The sequence below is a fragment of the Salimicrobium halophilum genome (assembly GCF_900100295.1).
GTDB classification, from domain to species: domain Bacteria; phylum Bacillota; class Bacilli; order Bacillales; family Halobacillaceae; genus Salimicrobium; species Salimicrobium halophilum.
On record NZ_FNEV01000009.1, the window covers coordinates 18,868 to 34,115 of the forward strand.

17 protein-coding genes and 2 other annotated features are annotated in these 15,248 nt (G+C 47.4%); of the genes, 3 read left to right on the plus strand and 14 right to left on the minus strand.

Going from position 1 to position 15,248, the window contains the following annotated elements; genetic code table 11:
- Position 1: 1 nt before the first annotated feature.
- The 5 genes from BLQ44_RS13150 to zapA form a co-directional block, all read right to left on the minus strand.
- Complete coding sequence (locus BLQ44_RS13150; protein ID WP_093194370.1) at positions 2-409, minus strand: DUF350 domain-containing protein; 408 nt, start codon at positions 407-409, stop codon at positions 2-4.
- Between the two features lie 22 nt (positions 410-431).
- The gene (locus tag BLQ44_RS13155; protein WP_093194371.1) at positions 432-2,780 is read right to left on the minus strand and encodes an endonuclease MutS2; all 2,349 of its coding nucleotides are present in this window, start codon (positions 2,778-2,780) and stop codon (positions 432-434) included.
- A gap of 14 nt (positions 2,781-2,794) precedes the next feature.
- Positions 2,795-4,519, minus strand: coding sequence for a DNA polymerase/3'-5' exonuclease PolX (polX, locus tag BLQ44_RS13160; RefSeq protein WP_093194372.1), 1,725 nt, complete (start codon positions 4,517-4,519; stop codon positions 2,795-2,797).
- Between the two features lie 69 nt (positions 4,520-4,588).
- Complete coding sequence (locus BLQ44_RS13165; RefSeq protein ID WP_093194373.1) at positions 4,589-5,140, minus strand: CvpA family protein; 552 nt, start codon at positions 5,138-5,140, stop codon at positions 4,589-4,591.
- Positions 5,133-5,426: a cell division protein ZapA gene (gene zapA, locus BLQ44_RS13170; protein ID WP_093194374.1), complete on the minus strand. Its 294-nt coding sequence runs from the start codon at positions 5,424-5,426 to the stop codon at positions 5,133-5,135. Before zapA ends, BLQ44_RS13165 begins: the two co-directional genes overlap by 8 nt.
- Positions 5,427-5,557: 131 nt before the next feature.
- Here zapA and rnhC point away from each other — a divergent pair, with 131 nt between their 5' ends.
- Positions 5,558-6,490 (plus strand): ribonuclease HIII, encoded by a 933-nt coding sequence (gene rnhC / locus BLQ44_RS13175; RefSeq protein WP_093194375.1) that lies wholly within the window; start codon positions 5,558-5,560, stop codon positions 6,488-6,490.
- A 54-nt stretch (positions 6,491-6,544) separates the two neighbouring features.
- Here rnhC and pheT read toward each other — a convergent pair whose 3' ends face one another.
- The 3 genes from pheT to BLQ44_RS13190 form a co-directional block, all read right to left on the minus strand.
- Positions 6,545-8,971, minus strand: a complete 2,427-nt coding sequence (pheT, locus tag BLQ44_RS13180; protein ID WP_093194376.1) for a phenylalanine--tRNA ligase subunit beta — start codon at positions 8,969-8,971, stop codon at positions 6,545-6,547.
- A gap of 12 nt (positions 8,972-8,983) precedes the next feature.
- Positions 8,984-10,018, minus strand: a complete 1,035-nt coding sequence (gene pheS / locus BLQ44_RS13185) for a phenylalanine--tRNA ligase subunit alpha (RefSeq protein ID WP_093194377.1) — start codon at positions 10,016-10,018, stop codon at positions 8,984-8,986.
- A gap of 41 nt (positions 10,019-10,059) precedes the next feature.
- Positions 10,060-10,271: a binding site (T-box leader), on the minus strand.
- A gap of 47 nt (positions 10,272-10,318) precedes the next feature.
- Positions 10,319-11,056: a TrmH family RNA methyltransferase gene (locus BLQ44_RS13190; protein ID WP_093194477.1), complete on the minus strand. Its 738-nt coding sequence runs from the start codon at positions 11,054-11,056 to the stop codon at positions 10,319-10,321.
- Positions 11,057-11,148: 92 nt separating this feature from the next.
- Here BLQ44_RS13190 and sspI point away from each other — a divergent pair, with 92 nt between their 5' ends.
- A complete protein-coding gene (sspI, locus tag BLQ44_RS13195; RefSeq protein WP_093194378.1) occupies positions 11,149-11,361 on the plus strand; it encodes a small acid-soluble spore protein SspI in 213 nt (70 codons plus the stop codon).
- Positions 11,362-11,414: 53 nt separating this feature from the next.
- On the opposite strand, the gene BLQ44_RS13200 is transcribed toward sspI, so the two are convergent.
- Both BLQ44_RS13200 and BLQ44_RS13205 read right to left on the minus strand, forming a co-directional pair.
- Positions 11,415-12,500 (minus strand): M42 family metallopeptidase, encoded by a 1,086-nt coding sequence (locus BLQ44_RS13200; protein WP_093194379.1) that lies wholly within the window; start codon positions 12,498-12,500, stop codon positions 11,415-11,417.
- A gap of 67 nt (positions 12,501-12,567) precedes the next feature.
- Positions 12,568-13,050: a dUTP diphosphatase gene (locus BLQ44_RS13205; protein ID WP_093194380.1), complete on the minus strand. Its 483-nt coding sequence runs from the start codon at positions 13,048-13,050 to the stop codon at positions 12,568-12,570.
- A gap of 112 nt (positions 13,051-13,162) precedes the next feature.
- Here BLQ44_RS13205 and BLQ44_RS13210 point away from each other — a divergent pair, with 112 nt between their 5' ends.
- Complete coding sequence (locus BLQ44_RS13210) at positions 13,163-13,561, plus strand: sigma-w pathway protein ysdB (protein WP_093194381.1); 399 nt, start codon at positions 13,163-13,165, stop codon at positions 13,559-13,561.
- Here BLQ44_RS13210 and BLQ44_RS13215 read toward each other — a convergent pair.
- The 4 genes from BLQ44_RS13215 to infC all read right to left on the minus strand — a co-directional run bounded on the left by BLQ44_RS13215 (position 13,535) and on the right by infC (position 14,994).
- Positions 13,535-13,795 (minus strand): DUF1294 domain-containing protein, encoded by a 261-nt coding sequence (locus BLQ44_RS13215; protein WP_093194382.1) that lies wholly within the window; start codon positions 13,793-13,795, stop codon positions 13,535-13,537. The genes BLQ44_RS13210 and BLQ44_RS13215 overlap by 27 nt on opposite strands.
- 62 nt (positions 13,796-13,857) lie before the next feature.
- Complete coding sequence (gene rplT, locus BLQ44_RS13220) at positions 13,858-14,214, minus strand: 50S ribosomal protein L20 (RefSeq protein WP_093194383.1); 357 nt, start codon at positions 14,212-14,214, stop codon at positions 13,858-13,860.
- A gap of 28 nt (positions 14,215-14,242) precedes the next feature.
- Complete coding sequence (rpmI, locus tag BLQ44_RS13225; protein WP_093194384.1) at positions 14,243-14,440, minus strand: 50S ribosomal protein L35; 198 nt, start codon at positions 14,438-14,440, stop codon at positions 14,243-14,245.
- Between the two features lie 29 nt (positions 14,441-14,469).
- Positions 14,470-14,994 (minus strand): translation initiation factor IF-3, encoded by a 525-nt coding sequence (gene infC / locus BLQ44_RS13230; RefSeq protein ID WP_093194385.1) that lies wholly within the window; start codon positions 14,992-14,994, stop codon positions 14,470-14,472.
- Positions 14,995-15,058: 64 nt separating this feature from the next.
- Positions 15,059-15,183 (minus strand) — a sequence feature (ribosomal protein L20 leader region).
- Positions 15,184-15,248 lie beyond the last annotated feature (65 nt).

Here is a 15,248-nt window from a genome sequence, read left to right on the forward strand (position 1 = left end):
CTTAAATAATAGTTGCACCGATCACGTAAGACAACCCGACAGAGATGACCAGGGACAAGAACCCGATCGCCCGGTTATCCTCCGCGATTTCTTCATCAATACGGAAAGAAGGGGTCAAAAATTCGAAAATGAAATAGCCGGTCAGCAATAATACAAATCCGAACACACCCCAACCAATCGTCTGAAAGAGGGTATCGTTATGCTCGATGGAGAATCGGAATATATTGGATATCCCGAATATCTTCCCCCCGGTAGCCATAGCAACCGCCATGTTCCCGTTTTTGATTTCGAGCCAGTTATTATACTTCGTCACCATCTCGAATATGGTAAGAAACACGATCATACATAAAATGACGACGCTGAATCTCGCCGCTGTATCTACGATGGCAATTTCCCAGAATCCGTTCATAATTTACCCCTTTTCCGTATCCTTACTTCAACTCAAGAACCGTAACGCCGCTTCCGCCTTCTTTCATGCCACCGGCACGGGCTGCAGCGATCTTGGAATGCCTTTTGGCGAGTGCCTGAACCCCTTGACGCAGGGCTCCCGTTCCTTTTCCGTGGATGATGGAGACTTGAGGATACCCGGCAAGAAGTGCATCATCCAGATATTTTTCCAGTCGATGAAGGGCGTCTTCATAGCGCTCCCCGCGCAGATCGAGTTCAGGTTTTACGTGAGAAGCTCTCCCTTTTACAGTTGCTAGAGGTTTTTCCTTCTCTTTTTTCGGTGTTTTCAGGAACTCGAGATTCTTCCGCTTGGCTTTCACTTTCATCGAGCCAACTTGTACCTGGTATTCTTTATCGCTCACCTTCTCTGCGATGACTCCCTGTTGATTCAACGAAAGAAGTCTTACTTCATCTCCCACATCCAGATCTTTCGTGTCCGATGTCTGTCGCTCTGAGGGTTGCTGCGGTTTCTTATCTACTAGTTCAGGATTCGCTTCATCAAGCATCTTTCTCGCTTCGATCCATTCGTGTTCCTTGAGCTCGGCCGAGTTCTTCATTCCTCTCAGCTCTCCCACGATCGTTTCCGCTTCCTCTTTGGCTTTCTCTACGGCCTGCTGAGCTTTTTCTTCGGCCCGTCTGTATAATTTGTCTTTTTTCTCTTCGTATTTCTTCCATTGTTCCTGAAGGTCCTTATACACCTTCTCCGCTTCCTGTCGGATCTCTTCCGCTTTCTCATAGTCCGCTTCCGCTTCTCTTCTCGCTTCATCAAGAGAAGCGATCATGGATTCCACACTCTCCGATTCCACACCCACTCTTTCTTTCGCAGAGCTGATTACATGCTCTCTGAGACCAAGACGTCTGGAAATCTCGAATGCGTTACTGCGACCCGGCACTCCGATCAAAAGCCTGTAGGTCGGTTGCAAGGTATCGATATTGAATTCTACAGAAGCATTGGTCACGTTCTCTTTATTGTAGCCGTAGGCTTTCAACTCCGGATAGTGCGTCGTCGCGATGACCCTAGCATCTTTTTCGACCACTTCGTCCAGGATCGCCATAGCAAGCGCTGCGCCTTCCTGCGGATCGGTACCAGCTCCGAGTTCATCGAAAAGAACGAGTGTCGTATCGTCGACTTTTTCCAGAATATCCACGATGTTCGTCATGTGGGAAGAGAAAGTGGAAAGACTTTGTTCAATAGACTGTTCGTCTCCGATATCGGCATATACGTTCGTGAATACCGCCATTTCACACCCGTCCATCGCAGGCACTTGCAGACCGGACTGAGCCATAAGCGTGCATAAACCGACAAGCTTCAGCGTTACCGTCTTACCTCCGGTGTTCGGTCCCGTGATGATGATGGATGTAAAGTCCGTTCCTAATTCGATATCGTTGGCGACCACCTCATCGGGAGGAAGGAGGGGGTGACGTGCGTCTTTCATAACAATTCGTCCCTCTGCATTCATGGAAGGCATTGCGGCTTTCATGCTTCTCCCAAGCTTCGCTCTTGAGAAAATAAAGTCGATTCCGGCTAGAACTTCTACATTCTCTGAAAGAATCGGCCGGTCTTCCTCTATCGCATCGGAAAGTTCAGCCAGAATCTTATCAATCTCCCGCTTCTCCTGGACACGCGCTTCCTGTAGGTCGTTGTTTATGTCAACGACTGCCTGAGGTTCGATGAACAGAGTGGCACCAGAGGAAGACTGATCATGGACAATCCCTTTGATCGCCCCGCGGTATTCCTGTTTCACCGGAAGTACATATCGCTCATTCCTGATCGTTACAATCGCATCGGATAACTTTTCCGACTGCTGCTTTGTATAACTTTCCATCTTGTCCCTCAGTCTGCTCTCGAGCGTATGGATTTTACTTCGAATCGAGCGGAGAGCATCGGAAGCTCCATCCATCACGACCCCGTTATCATCGATACAATTCTTGATTTGTCTCTCGAGTAGCGGAAGCGGGTGGATGCGATCGGTCATCTCTCTGATGATCGGAAGCTCGGGCTCCTCCATATCCTGGATGAACTTCTTGAGCTCTTTTCCTCCATAAATGGTCGTAGCCACGTCCAGACACTCCACGGCAGACAGAACCCCGCCTATGGACGTACGTTTCAAGTGAGGTTTGATATTCGTGATTCCGCCCAAAGGAATATGCCCCTTCAATCTCAACACTTGCTGGGCTTCATCTGTCTCATGCTGCCAGCTGATCACTTCTTCGAGATCTGAAGAAGGTTTCAGTTTTTGAGCTGCTTCCTTCCCGAGAGACGTCTCAGCGAAAGAAGTCAGTTGTTCAATTATTTTTCCATATTCCAGGACATTCAAAATACGTTCGTTCATGTAGTACTGCTCCTTTATTGTGAGTTGTTGGCAAGCCATGCCTGAAATTCTTCACGCGTTTTCGTGTTCAGTACATTTTCTTTTCTTACGTAGCCTTTGCGGGCCGTTCCTACTCCGGTCTTCATATCTTCGAGCATCGGAAAATTGTGGGCATCCGTATCAATCGAAATCATGACTCCTTCTTCCTGGGCCATTTTCAAGTACTCTGCATTCAGATCGAGACGATTCGGGTTCGCGTTCAATTCAAGAGCTGTCCCTGTCTCTTTGGCTTTTTGGATGAGGGCAGGGATATCTACCGGATACCCTTCCCGTTTCCCGATCAGACGCCCGGTCGGGTGAGCGATGATATCAACGTGAGGATTTTCAAGCGCTGCATTCAACCGCTTCATAATCTCACTCTCGGCCTGAGAGAAACTTGAATGGATCGATGCAATCACTACGTCCATTTCTTCAAGGAAATCGTCGTCGAAATCAAGACTCGCGTCCGGCAGGATATCCATTTCCACCCCGCTGAATATATGGAAGTCATCCATGATTTCGTTCACTTTCCGAATTTCTTCCCGTTGCTTTCTGAGCCTCGTTTCATTGAGACCGTTCGCTACCCTCAAATACTTCGAGTGATCGGTGATGACGATATACTCATATCCTTTCGCTTTACAGCGCTCCGCCATCTCCTGGACAGAATGAGCGCCATCACTCCAGGTCGTGTGCATGTGAAGATCGGCTTTTATATCTTCTATCCGGATCAACGGCACAGTCTCCTTGAATAGTTCCGTTTCCTCTGTGCCTTCCCTTACTTCCGGTGGTATATAAGAGAGTCCGAAATGTCCGTAAAATTCTTCTTCAGTATCAAATGTCTGCATTTTTCCAGTCTCTACATCTTCGACACCGTATTCACTGATCTTTTCTCCCTGACTCTTCGCGAGCTGCCTCATCAGGACATTATGATCTTTCGAGCCGGTAAAATGATGAAGCGTCGTAGCGAATTCCTCGTCTTTCACGATACGAAAGTCGATATTGACGTCCCACTTCTCCTCTACCGTCACGGAAACTTTCGTCTCTCCGGAAGCGATCACTTCTTTGATTCCCGGTAGTTCCAGAAGATCGTCCCTGGTTTTTTCAGGATTGTCGGAAGAGATGATGTAGTCGAGGTCCTTGATGGTTTCTCTTACTCTGCGCATACTGCCAGCCAGCGAATAACGGTTCACAGACTCCAAAGAAGCGAGGTATTCATCCACCTTTTCGGATAGCGGCAACATGAAAGCGATAGGCAGACGCTCTGGACGAGAACCATGGTCTGTAAGGGCCTGAAGCATTTTTTCCGCCGACTTCTTTCCGAACCCATCCAGTTCTTCCACTTTCCCTTCCTCAAGGGCAGCCTGGAGGGTCTGTTTATCCACGACGCCGAGCTGGTCATACAGCTTAGCGAGTTTCTTTCCTCCAAGACCCGGTAGTTCAAGTAAAGGAATAAGGCCTGCAGGTACTTCTTCTTCCAATTCTTTCAACGTTCCGGACTCGCCGTACTCGACATATTCTTCGATGACCGACGCAGTTCCTTTCCCGATCCCTTTGATCTTCGTGAAATCCTCGATCTCCGATAAAGAGCGATCGTCCCGTTCAAGCGCCTGGGCCGCTTTTGTATATGCCGATATCTTAAAAGGGTTCTCCCCCTTCAATTCCAAATAGACCGCAATCCTTTCCAATAGCTGAATGACGTTCTTTTTATTGATTTCACTCATTATTCTTCCTCCTTTATACAGAAAAAACCGCCATGATGGTTACTATCACAGCGGCTCTCCCCCAGGTTCTTATATGAAAAACCCTGCTACCTGTTCCATCCAGAGCGATTTGATCTGTCCGGAGATGATAGGCGTATATTCAATGATTAAAGGTGCCAGGAACGAGTTGTCCAGACTGTTCTGCAAAAATACGAGCGGTGTCAAAGCGGCTATGTATAAGAAAATGAATAAAACAATATAATTCTCAACAAACCCTAGTACACCACCAAGCAAATGATTCAGTGAATTCAACACCGGTAAATCGGCTACGAAGTCAAGCATGGAAGCGATGATTCCGATAACGATCTTTACCGCTATGAAAATGATCAGGAAGGCTACTGCATTATAAAAAGCCTGCTCGAGCGGCAGGTTGCCCATAAAAATAGCCCAGCCCTCGCCTTCCGGGAATTCTGGGTAAGGTACCCATAATGTCAATTTAGAAGCCAAATTATCGTAGTACAAAACCGCTGTAATGAAAGCAGCAATAAATCCGACGATATGGAATAGTTGCAGGACGAAACCGCGTTTCATCCCTTTGATGATGCCTATGAATAATATGAATAGTATAAGTAAATCAATCATGTCCGTTTTTATCCTCTTTCTCCAGCTTTTCGATGTAATCCATTAAATCTCCGCACTCTTCTTTCAGTTTCAAATAATCATTCATCGTGTTCACAGCAGTCAAGACGGCCAGTTTGGCTGTGTCCAGGCTGGGATTCGCTTCGTTGATGTCTCTCATCGTCTGATCGACAAGACTCGCTACCATCCGGACGTGATGAGGGTCTTCCTGCCCTATCACCGTATAGGAACGGTTATATATTTCAACAGTCGTTTTATTCTTTTGCTGGTCTGATTGGGACACATCCATTCCCTCCTGATTATCAATCCTAGACTATATCTTAACATGAAGGGAAACAAATAGGAAAGCGAAATCCCTGTATTTCTCGCTCTGTCTGCTATAATGGAAGACATACGTTTATAAAGAGAAAGGAACTTGTTATGCCCTCAATTGTATTGAAAGTGGACGCCAAAAAACGAAAAGAAATGAAAGAATACTACAAGTCTTATTTACAAAATCCCCCACAATATGCGGAATTCCAGGCGAAGACACCTCTCGCCTCTATCACTGCTTACTCTTCCGGAAAAGTCGTGTTCCAGGGGAAGACACCTGAGCAGGAAGCGAACCAATGGGAGGGGGACGTCCAGGAGAAGAAAGAAAAACCGGCGAAACAGAAACACGCCTATCACCCGGAGGACTCCCTTTTCACCTCCAGTCATATCGGCTCAGATGAAGCCGGCACGGGCGACTATTTCGGACCGATCACGGTATGCGCTTTATATGCAGATAAAGAAGAAATCCAAAAACTGAAGGCCATCGGCGTCAGAGACTCGAAGCATCTGACGGACGACAAGATTACGGTTATCGCCCGGCAAATCGTCGACCTGAACATCCCTTATCGTCTGTTAAGGCTACCTAATAAAAAGTATAACACCTGGCAGAAGAAAGGATGGTCCCAGGGGAAAATGAAAGCCGTCCTTCACCATCAGGCCATTTCCAAGTTACTTGAAGATATCGCACCGGTGAAACCGGAAGGTATCCTGGTCGATGAATTCGCCAAACCCGATATCTATAAAAAGCACCTGCGCTCGGAAGGATGGAAACTGCCCGAAAATACGTATTTCATGACGAAAGCAGAAAGCTACTCCATTGCCGTTGCTGCGGCATCTATTCTGGCGCGCTCTCTATTCGTAAAGGAAATGAATAGGTTATCGAAACAGTTCAACACCACGATTCCGAAAGGGGCTTCTCCGAAAGTTGATCGGACTGCCGCGGATATTCTGAGAAGTCACGGTGAAGAAGAGCTGAGAAATGCCGTCAAGTGGCATTTCGCCAATACACAAAAAGCTAAAAAAATAGCACACGATCAATAACGAAAAACTCCGAACGAATCTTCAGGGATTCTGTTCGGAGTTTTTATGCATCATCTATTCTCTTAGACTTGCTCCATGCTTGGAAGCGACTGCCTCCAGAATGGATTTATGCGCTTCTTCCACTTCTTTATCCTTCAATGTGCGCTCCGGATCGAGGTAGAGCAGATTGAACGCCAATGATTTCTTACCACTTTCCATGTGTTCTCCCTGGTACACATCGAACACTTTCACCTGCTTGATCAGAGGTGCTCCGGCTTCCCGGATCGTCGCTTCGATATCTCCAGCCGATACCTCTTCCTCTACGACAAGAGCGATATCTCTTGAGACGGATGGATATTTAGGGATTTTCGCAAACGTTTCTTCTTTTTCATATAGCTCGAGCAGAAGATCCATGTTCAGATCGAATACATACGTTTCTTTAAGATCCCAGTCTTTCTGATAGCGTGGGTGGACCTGCCCCATAAAACCGACCGTCTCACCTTCGCAATGAACGATGGCCGTACGTCCAGGGTGCATGCCGTTCACTTCCCCTTTCACATAAGTGAAGGTAAGCCCCATCCGTTCAGCAAGACCTTCGACGATTCCCTTCACTACGTAAAAATCGACCTCTTTCTTCTCCTGCTGCCATAAATGAGACACCCAGTTTCCGGACACGGCTCCTGCTGCACGAACCACTTCTTTCGGCTGTTCCTGATGAGCCTCATCTTCACTGATGAATACTTTCCCCAGTTCATAATAGGCCAGATTCTGCTGCTGACGAGCCGTATTATAACGATGGGTACGCAGTAGTTCCGGAAGCATACTGAGACGAAGGTGACTGTGGTCTTCACTCATCGGCATAGCAAGACGGATCGCACCATTCGCTTCCCCTTTCAGCTCAGGACTGATCATCTGTTCAGCCGCTGTCTTATCCGTCAGGGAATAGGTGATCGTTTCACTCAATCCGGCCCCTTCAAGGTACGTCTTCACTTCGCGTTTCAGGTGCTGTGCCTGTGTAAGGCCGCCTGCCTGCTGCGAGCTGTTCGGCAGCGTATAAGGGAGGCGATCGTAACCATAAATACGTGCCACTTCTTCAAGCATATCCTCGAAAATCGTAATATCGAAGCGACGGGTCGGCACCTGGACATCGAATACGTCTTTCTTCTCTTCGTATCCGAACTGCAGACGACGAAGGATATCTTTAACTTCATCCGTAGACATATCCGTACCGAGACGGTTGTTCAACTGCTCCGTTTCCATACGCACTTCTTTTTCCTCGCGGTCGAGGTGGTCTTCTTCTGCCACTCCTTTAAGGATCGTCGCACCGGCATAATTCTCGAATAGTTCACAAGCCCGTTCTCCCGCCTGAGCTACCCGGTTTACGTCCAGTCCTTTTTCGAAACGTACACTCGCTTCACTGCGCAATTCATGATCCTTCGCTCCCTCTCGGACGACGCGTGGAGAGAAATAGGCAGCTTCTAACAGGATCGTCGTCGTGTCTTCCTGGACTTCGGAATCCGCTCCGCCCATAACACCGGCGATCGCATGCGCCTTCTCTCCGTTAGTGATCACCAAGTGGTTGGAAGAAAGCGTTCGTACTTTATCATCCAGCGTACGGATTTCTTCCCCTTCTTCCGCGAACCTTGTTACGACTTTATCGCTACCGAAGCGGTCCAGGTCGAATGCGTGAAGCGGTTGACCGTACTCGAGAAGCACATAGTTCGTAATATCGACGACGTTGTTGATCGGTCTCGTCCCGGCAGCCATCAGGCGATTCTTCAACCAAAGTGGAGACTCTTTCACTTCCACATCTTTGATGACGAAAGCACCGTAATAAGGGTTCGCTTCTGCGTCTTCGATTTTCACAGAAACATGGTCGGTCGCTTTTTCTTTCACCTCTTCATAGGACGGCGTTTCGAGTTCATAGCTTCGGTCAAGAGCAGCTGCCGTCTCATAAGCGACACCAGCCATACTGAGTGCGTCCGCACGGTTCGGGGTAACGTCGAGTTCAATGATGGAATCATCGAGGTTCAGTAGTTGAACGGCATCCGCTCCGACTTCCGTTTCCTCTGGGAACACGAAAATGCCATCGACGAATGCTTCCGGAACGTCCTCTTCTTTCACGCCGAGTTCTTGAAGGGAGCAAACCATACCACTCGATTCTTCCCCGCGCAGCTTCGTTTTCTTGATTTTGAAACCGCCCGGAAGGACTGCTCCCGGCACAGCGACTGCAACCTTCTGACCTGCTCTGATGTTAGGAGCGCCACATACAATCTGCAGCGTTTCCTCACCGACATCCACCTGACAAAGGGATAGTTTGTCCGCATTCGGGTGCTGTTCACAGCTCAACACGTTTCCGACGACGACATTTTTCGGAAGGTCTTCCGGTTCGTAGACGCCATCCACTTCAATTCCCGTTTTCGTTATGATTTCAGCGAGTTCGTTTGTAGTAAGTCCGCTGATATCAACCAGTTCTTTTAACCAATTCAATGAAATAAGCATGTCTGTTCCTCCTTACGCTTTGTGGTATTGACTCAAGAATCGAACATCATTCGTGTAGAAATGACGGATGTCGTCAATACCATGTTTCAACATTGCAATTCTCTCAGGCCCCATACCGAATGCGAAACCTGAATATTTCTCGGAATCGTACCCTGCCATTTCAAGAACGTTCGGGTGCACCATTCCGGCTCCTAAGATTTCGATCCAGCCAGTCCCTTTACAGACAGAGCATCCCTCTCCTCCGCACATTTTGCAGGAAATGTCCATTTCGACAGATGGTTCCGTGAAAGGGAAGAAGCTTGGGCGCAGACGAATCTCCCGCTCCGCACCGAACATTTTCTGGGCGAAGGTCTGAAGTACGCCTTTCAAATCGCTCATGCGCACATTTTCGTCTACGAGCAATCCTTCGATCTGCGTGAACTGGTGCGAGTGCGTCGCATCATCCGTGTCTCTGCGGTACACTTTCCCAGGACAGATCATCTTCACAGGTTCCGTACCATTCTTCTGGCCCATCGTCCGTGCCTGTACAGGGGACGTGTGGGTACGCATCAGCAATTCTTCCGTAATATAGAACGTATCCTGCATATCACGTGCCGGGTGACCTTTCGGAAGGTTCAGTGCCTCGAAGTTGTAATAATCTGTTTCGACTTCAGGACCTTCTTTGATTTCGAAACCCATGCCGAGGAAGAGGTCCTCGATTTCTTCGATGATACTCGTCAGCAGGTGAGGACCACCGACCTGGACCGGACGTCCGGGAAGCGTTACGTCGATGCTCTCTTCTTTCAGCTGTTCTTCGAGCGCCTCATCTTCAAGCTTCGTCTGCTTTTCATCGATTGCATCCGAAATCTTCTCGCGGACGTCGTTAGCAAGCTGTCCGATGACCGGGCGTTCTTCTTTCGATAATTTCCCCATGCCGCGCAGCACCTCAGTAATCGGTCCTTTCTTACCTAAGTACTCGACGCGCACCTGTTTCAATTCATCAATCGTTCCTGATTTCTCCACTTTCCCTAGAGCTTCTGTCTCAAGCTCCTGCAAGCGCTCCTTCATCATTCATTCCTCCTTATAAATACAAAAAACCCCGTCCCCTGAAAAGGGACGAGGTTCATCATTCGCGGTACCACCCTTGTTGACACACGTGTGCCCACCTTGTGTAGATAACGGATCGTCATCCGGACACCCTACGTGTCAGCTCAAGGAGTGAAATTTCAATCGTTGCCACGGCAGAAACGCTTCCAGTCCAAGGCGTCTCCTCCCTTTGCCGATCTTACAACGATTTACTTTGCTCTATCAAAGCCTTTACCTTTATAACTAATAACTTATTATAAGAAAACTCATTGCTGAATGCAACTATTCTTTGAGCGCATACATCAAAATTCCTGCAGCGACAGCGACGTTCAGCGATTCCGCCTTTCCATACATGGGAATCGAGACTTTTTCTGTAGCCTCGGCAAGAAGTGTTTCCTGAACGCCGTTGCCTTCGTTTCCTACGAGCAGAGCCACACGTTCCGGAACCTCAAGCTCCTTATAAATTTTCGCTCCTTCAAGCGCCGTCCCCCAAATGCTGAAACCGGCATCCTTCAACCTGGACATTTCTTCTTCCAGAGAGACCTCAACGACCTTCATATCATGGAATATCGAGCCCTGGGTGGCTCGCAACACTTTGTCGTTAAAAAGGTCCACGCTTCCTTTTCCTACGAGGACAGCATCAAAACCGGCAGCGTCCGCAGTGCGGATCAACGTACCGAGATTCCCCGGGTCCTGTATAGTGTCCAGAAGGAGAAGACGGGTACCTTCTTCCCATACGCGTTCTTTTTTGTCTACGACAGCCACAATTCCCTGCGGCGTTTCGGTTTGTGAAATCTCTTTCATCACCTGATCATTGACCCATTCTTTCTGTCCATGATAAGAAGACGGAGCTTCTTTGTCTTCCAGTAGGATCAGCTCCCTGATGTTCCAGTCGCTCGTAAGCACTTCTTCCACAAGGTGATGACCCTCTACGAGAAACGTTCCTGCCTGGTCTCTGTATTTCTTTTTATGAAGCTTTTTCCATTCTTTCACCTTTTGATTCTTTACCGATGTTATCATTCCGGATCCCTCACTATTCACTTCACTCATCTTTCCCTATCATACATATTTCCATCATGGAGGGTCAAACTAATCGTGAAGGAGGGATACGGATGGGACTCAATTTGCGACAGGCGATTCTTGATAATGTAGAGAATCATAATAAAAATCAGCTTCAGGCTACGATCGAAGATGCGCTTGAATCCAGGGAAGAGAAGATGCTCCCCGGGCTCGGTGTGTTATTCGAAATGCTTTGGCAGGAAGCGGATGAGAATGACCGGACGTTGATGCTTGAAACACTCGAAGAAAGCCTCGCACGAAAATAACAGGACCTTATCCCGTATCAAACGGGAGCAGGTCCTGTCTTACATAAAGCCACTTAGTTGAATGTGATGTTCTCTACTGTTTTGCTATCGAGATTCTTGATGACTTCTACAATGATGTTCACAGCATTCTCAAAATCATCACGGTGAAGCATAGCCGCGTGAGAGTGGATATACCTTGTCGGAACCGTGATCGACAAAGCTGGAACCCCGTCATGACTCAAGTGGATAGACCCGGAATCCGTCCCTCCTGCAGGCATGGCATCGAATTGATAAGGGATATTGTGTTCATCGGCCGTATCCGTAACGAAATCGCGCAAGCCTTTGTGTGAAATCATAGATGCATCATACAAAAGAATCTGAGGGCCTTCACCCATGGAAGCTTGAGCATCTTTGTCCGTGACACCAGGAGTGTCTCCGGCAATACCTACGTCCACTCCGAATGCGATATCCGGCTGGATCAGATTAGCGGAGGTCTTCGCCCCTCTTAAGCCCACTTCTTCCTGAACGGTACCTACACCGTAGACGACGTTCGGGTGCTTCTCTTTCTTCAGACGCTTCAGAACTTCAATCGCAATGGCACAACCGATGCGGTTATCCCAAGCTTTTGCGAGAAGCATCTTCTCGTTATTCATCTGCGTGAATTCGAAATATGGTACGACGGAGTCTCCCGGCTTCACTCCGAATTCAGCCGCTTCTTCTTTGGAGCTCGCCCCGATATCGATGAACATATCTTTGATATCCACCGGCTTCTTGCGCTGTTCCGGACTGAGGATGTGCGGCGGTTTAGAACCGATCACCCCTGTTACGTCCCCTTTCCCTGTCATGATGGTGACACGCTGCGCGAGCATAACCTGGCTCCACCAGCCACCGACCGTCTGGAAATAGACGAAGCCTTTGTCATCGACACGGGTAACCATGAACCCTACTTCGTCCAGGTGCCCTGCGACCATGATCTTCGGCCCCTTTTTATTTCCGCTTTTCTCTGCGATCAGGCTTCCGAGGTTATCTGTGTATACGTTGTCTGCATACGGTTTTATGTACTGTTCCATAACCTCGCGAGCTTCTCTTTCATTTCCGGGAACGCCTCTTGCGTCCGTAAGGTCTTTCAGCATTGTAAGCGTTTCATCTTTCTTTGCCATTATAAAACCTCCTTGAAGAATCATTCTCTTCTATTATAAACGGTAGCCCTGAAAATAACAAAAATTATCAGTACCCGCGCTCCTGACGGTTATAGTTCTCCTCATGCTTCCCGAGATACGCCTCTTTCATTTCCTGTTCTGTGATTCCGAGCGTTTCTGCAAGAGAAATATAGGCATCGAACAATTTCTGGTACGCCGTTTCGCCTTTTTCATGTTTCCACTTCTCGAGAAGTTGGTAAACAGTCAGAAAGGCCTCTGTCATGGAACCGGATGGGTTCGTTTGCACAGATTGTACATACGTATCCGTCTCTATTCCAAGGGATAGCAGGAAGTGCAGACCGTCCACATATTCTTCTTTGATCGTTTCGTGATCGCTCGAAGGTTTCCCGCTCCAGAACTTGAAGCATCTCGTTTCATTGGCCAATTCCCCGAGTTCTACGTAGAAAGCCAACGTCTTCTGATCGATGATATTTCCTCTGTCTACGTTGTTCTTTTCTTCAATATAAGCATCCAACTGTCTTTGATAGTCATAAAGCTTCTGCCACTCCATAATCCGCCTCCTTTTTTCCTCTTACGCTTGAAAATAAAATAAATATAAAAGTTGAAACCTTTTCTGTCATTCTACCGTACATGTACTATAAGCATACAAGGGGTCGATACCTATGATGGTCATATTATTCCGAATACTTCTGCTGGCCGCCATTTTATTCTTGATATATACAATGATCCAGATCGCGAAAGATCCAAGGCGTCAGTTCAATTCGGCAGTGGAAAACCGTACCTTCTTCTTTCAGGATAACAAAGAAAACCCGAAGCAGAACTTTTTCCTTACCTACAAAGGTGCTGTTTTTGAAGGAGAGAAATATGTGGGCGCAACGGAAGAAGCATTTGAAGTCGTCTCTATTATCATATCAGCCAAGGAACCAGAGAAATTGACGGGACTCGACCGTGAAGACCTTTATTTCCTGGAAAAAGAAATCCTTATTCAGTATCCCCATGCTGCCATTGAATGGAAGCACCCGATGAAGACACTTTTACAGCGGCCATTCGAGAAAGAATAACAGGCCTATTTCAAGAATCATCAAGAACGGAAACAGGAATAGAAATTTTTTCTTCTTTGTCTTATGCCGGAATGCAGCCATTCCGGCGACTCCCCCCGGGGCTCCTCCGAAAACGGCCATAGTGAACAGTTTATTCTCCGGAATCCGGTACTTTCCACGACGTGCCTTCCATTTATCCAAGCCCATGACGATAAACGTAAGGGTGCTCATTATACTTAGTATCAGCCAGCCCATATCCACTTCTCCTTATGTAAAAAGCCACCTCCTGCTTTAGGAGGTGGCTCTATTTGTTTTACTTATTTAAGAGCTGTTTTTGCCTGGTCAACTAGAGACGTGAATGCTTTCTCATCGTTGACAGCAAGATCAGCAAGCATCTTACGGTTCACTTCTACACCCGCAAGCTTAAGACCGTGCATAAGACGGCTGTAAGAAATGTCGTTCATGCGTGCCGCTGCGTTGATACGCGCGATCCATAGCTTACGGAAGTCGCGTTTACGCTGACGACGGTCACGGTAAGCATACTGACCGGATTTCATTACCTGTTGTTTTGCAGTTTTGAATAGAGAATGTTTTGAACCATAATAACCTTTAGCTAGCTTTAGGACACGTTTACGACGCTGACGTGTCACTGTTCCACCTTTAACGCGTGGCATAATAATCCCTCCTGGTAGTAATTCTTAATTATTTTTTCGGAAGCATGTTCTTAATACGACGGTAGTCTCCGTTGGAAACAAGCGCATCTTTACGAAGTTTACGCTTCTGTTTTTGAGACTTGTTAGCGAACAGGTGGCTTGTGAACGCGTGGGAGCGCTTCACCTTTCCGTTACCTGTCTTCTTAAAACGTTTCTGGGAGCCTTTATGAGTCTTCATTTTTGGCATATCCGTTTCCTCCTTTAACTAGATTTCGCTTACTGTTTCTCTTTAAGAGGAGCAAGCATCATAAACATGTTTCTGCCTTCCATCTTCGGCTTCGTTTCGAGCTGAGCGATATCTTTGCACTCATCAGCCATACGGTCAAGCACTTCCTGACCGAGCTCTTTGTGAGTAATCGCACGTCCGCGGAAACGGATGGAAGCTTTCACTTTATCCCCTTTGGAGAGGAACTTGCGTGCATTACGCAATTTCGTGTTGAAGTCATGGTCTTCGATACCCGGGCTGAGACGAACTTCTTTGATCTTGATCGTCGTCTGTTTCTTACGGGCTTCTTTCTCTTTCTTCTGTTGCTCAAAGCGATACTTCCCGTAGTCCATGATCCGGCATACCGGAGGCTTCGCATTCGGAGCTACCATAACGAGGTCCAATTCTGCATTCGCAGCAATGTCCAACGCTTCATTACGAGATTTGACTCCAAGCTGTTCGCCGTTCACATCGATGAGGCGTACTTCTTTGGCACGAATTTTCTCATTAATTAACGTCTTATCGTTTTTGCTAATATCTAGCCACCTCCAACTTTATTTCGGAAAACTCATTAGTAGATCTGTCATCGACAAGTTTGATTGCATAAAAAAAGTGTCGGTACATACTGCACCCACACTTCTCCCCACGAGTAATAGGGAAATTGAACCTGCCAACTGCCAGTCTGGCGTCGATCAGGTGAGAAGCGGGTGCTTCTTCTTGTCTCAGATCCGTTCATTCATTTACCTAACTCATATTATCATTGCTTCTGAAGGATGTCAAACAGAAATAT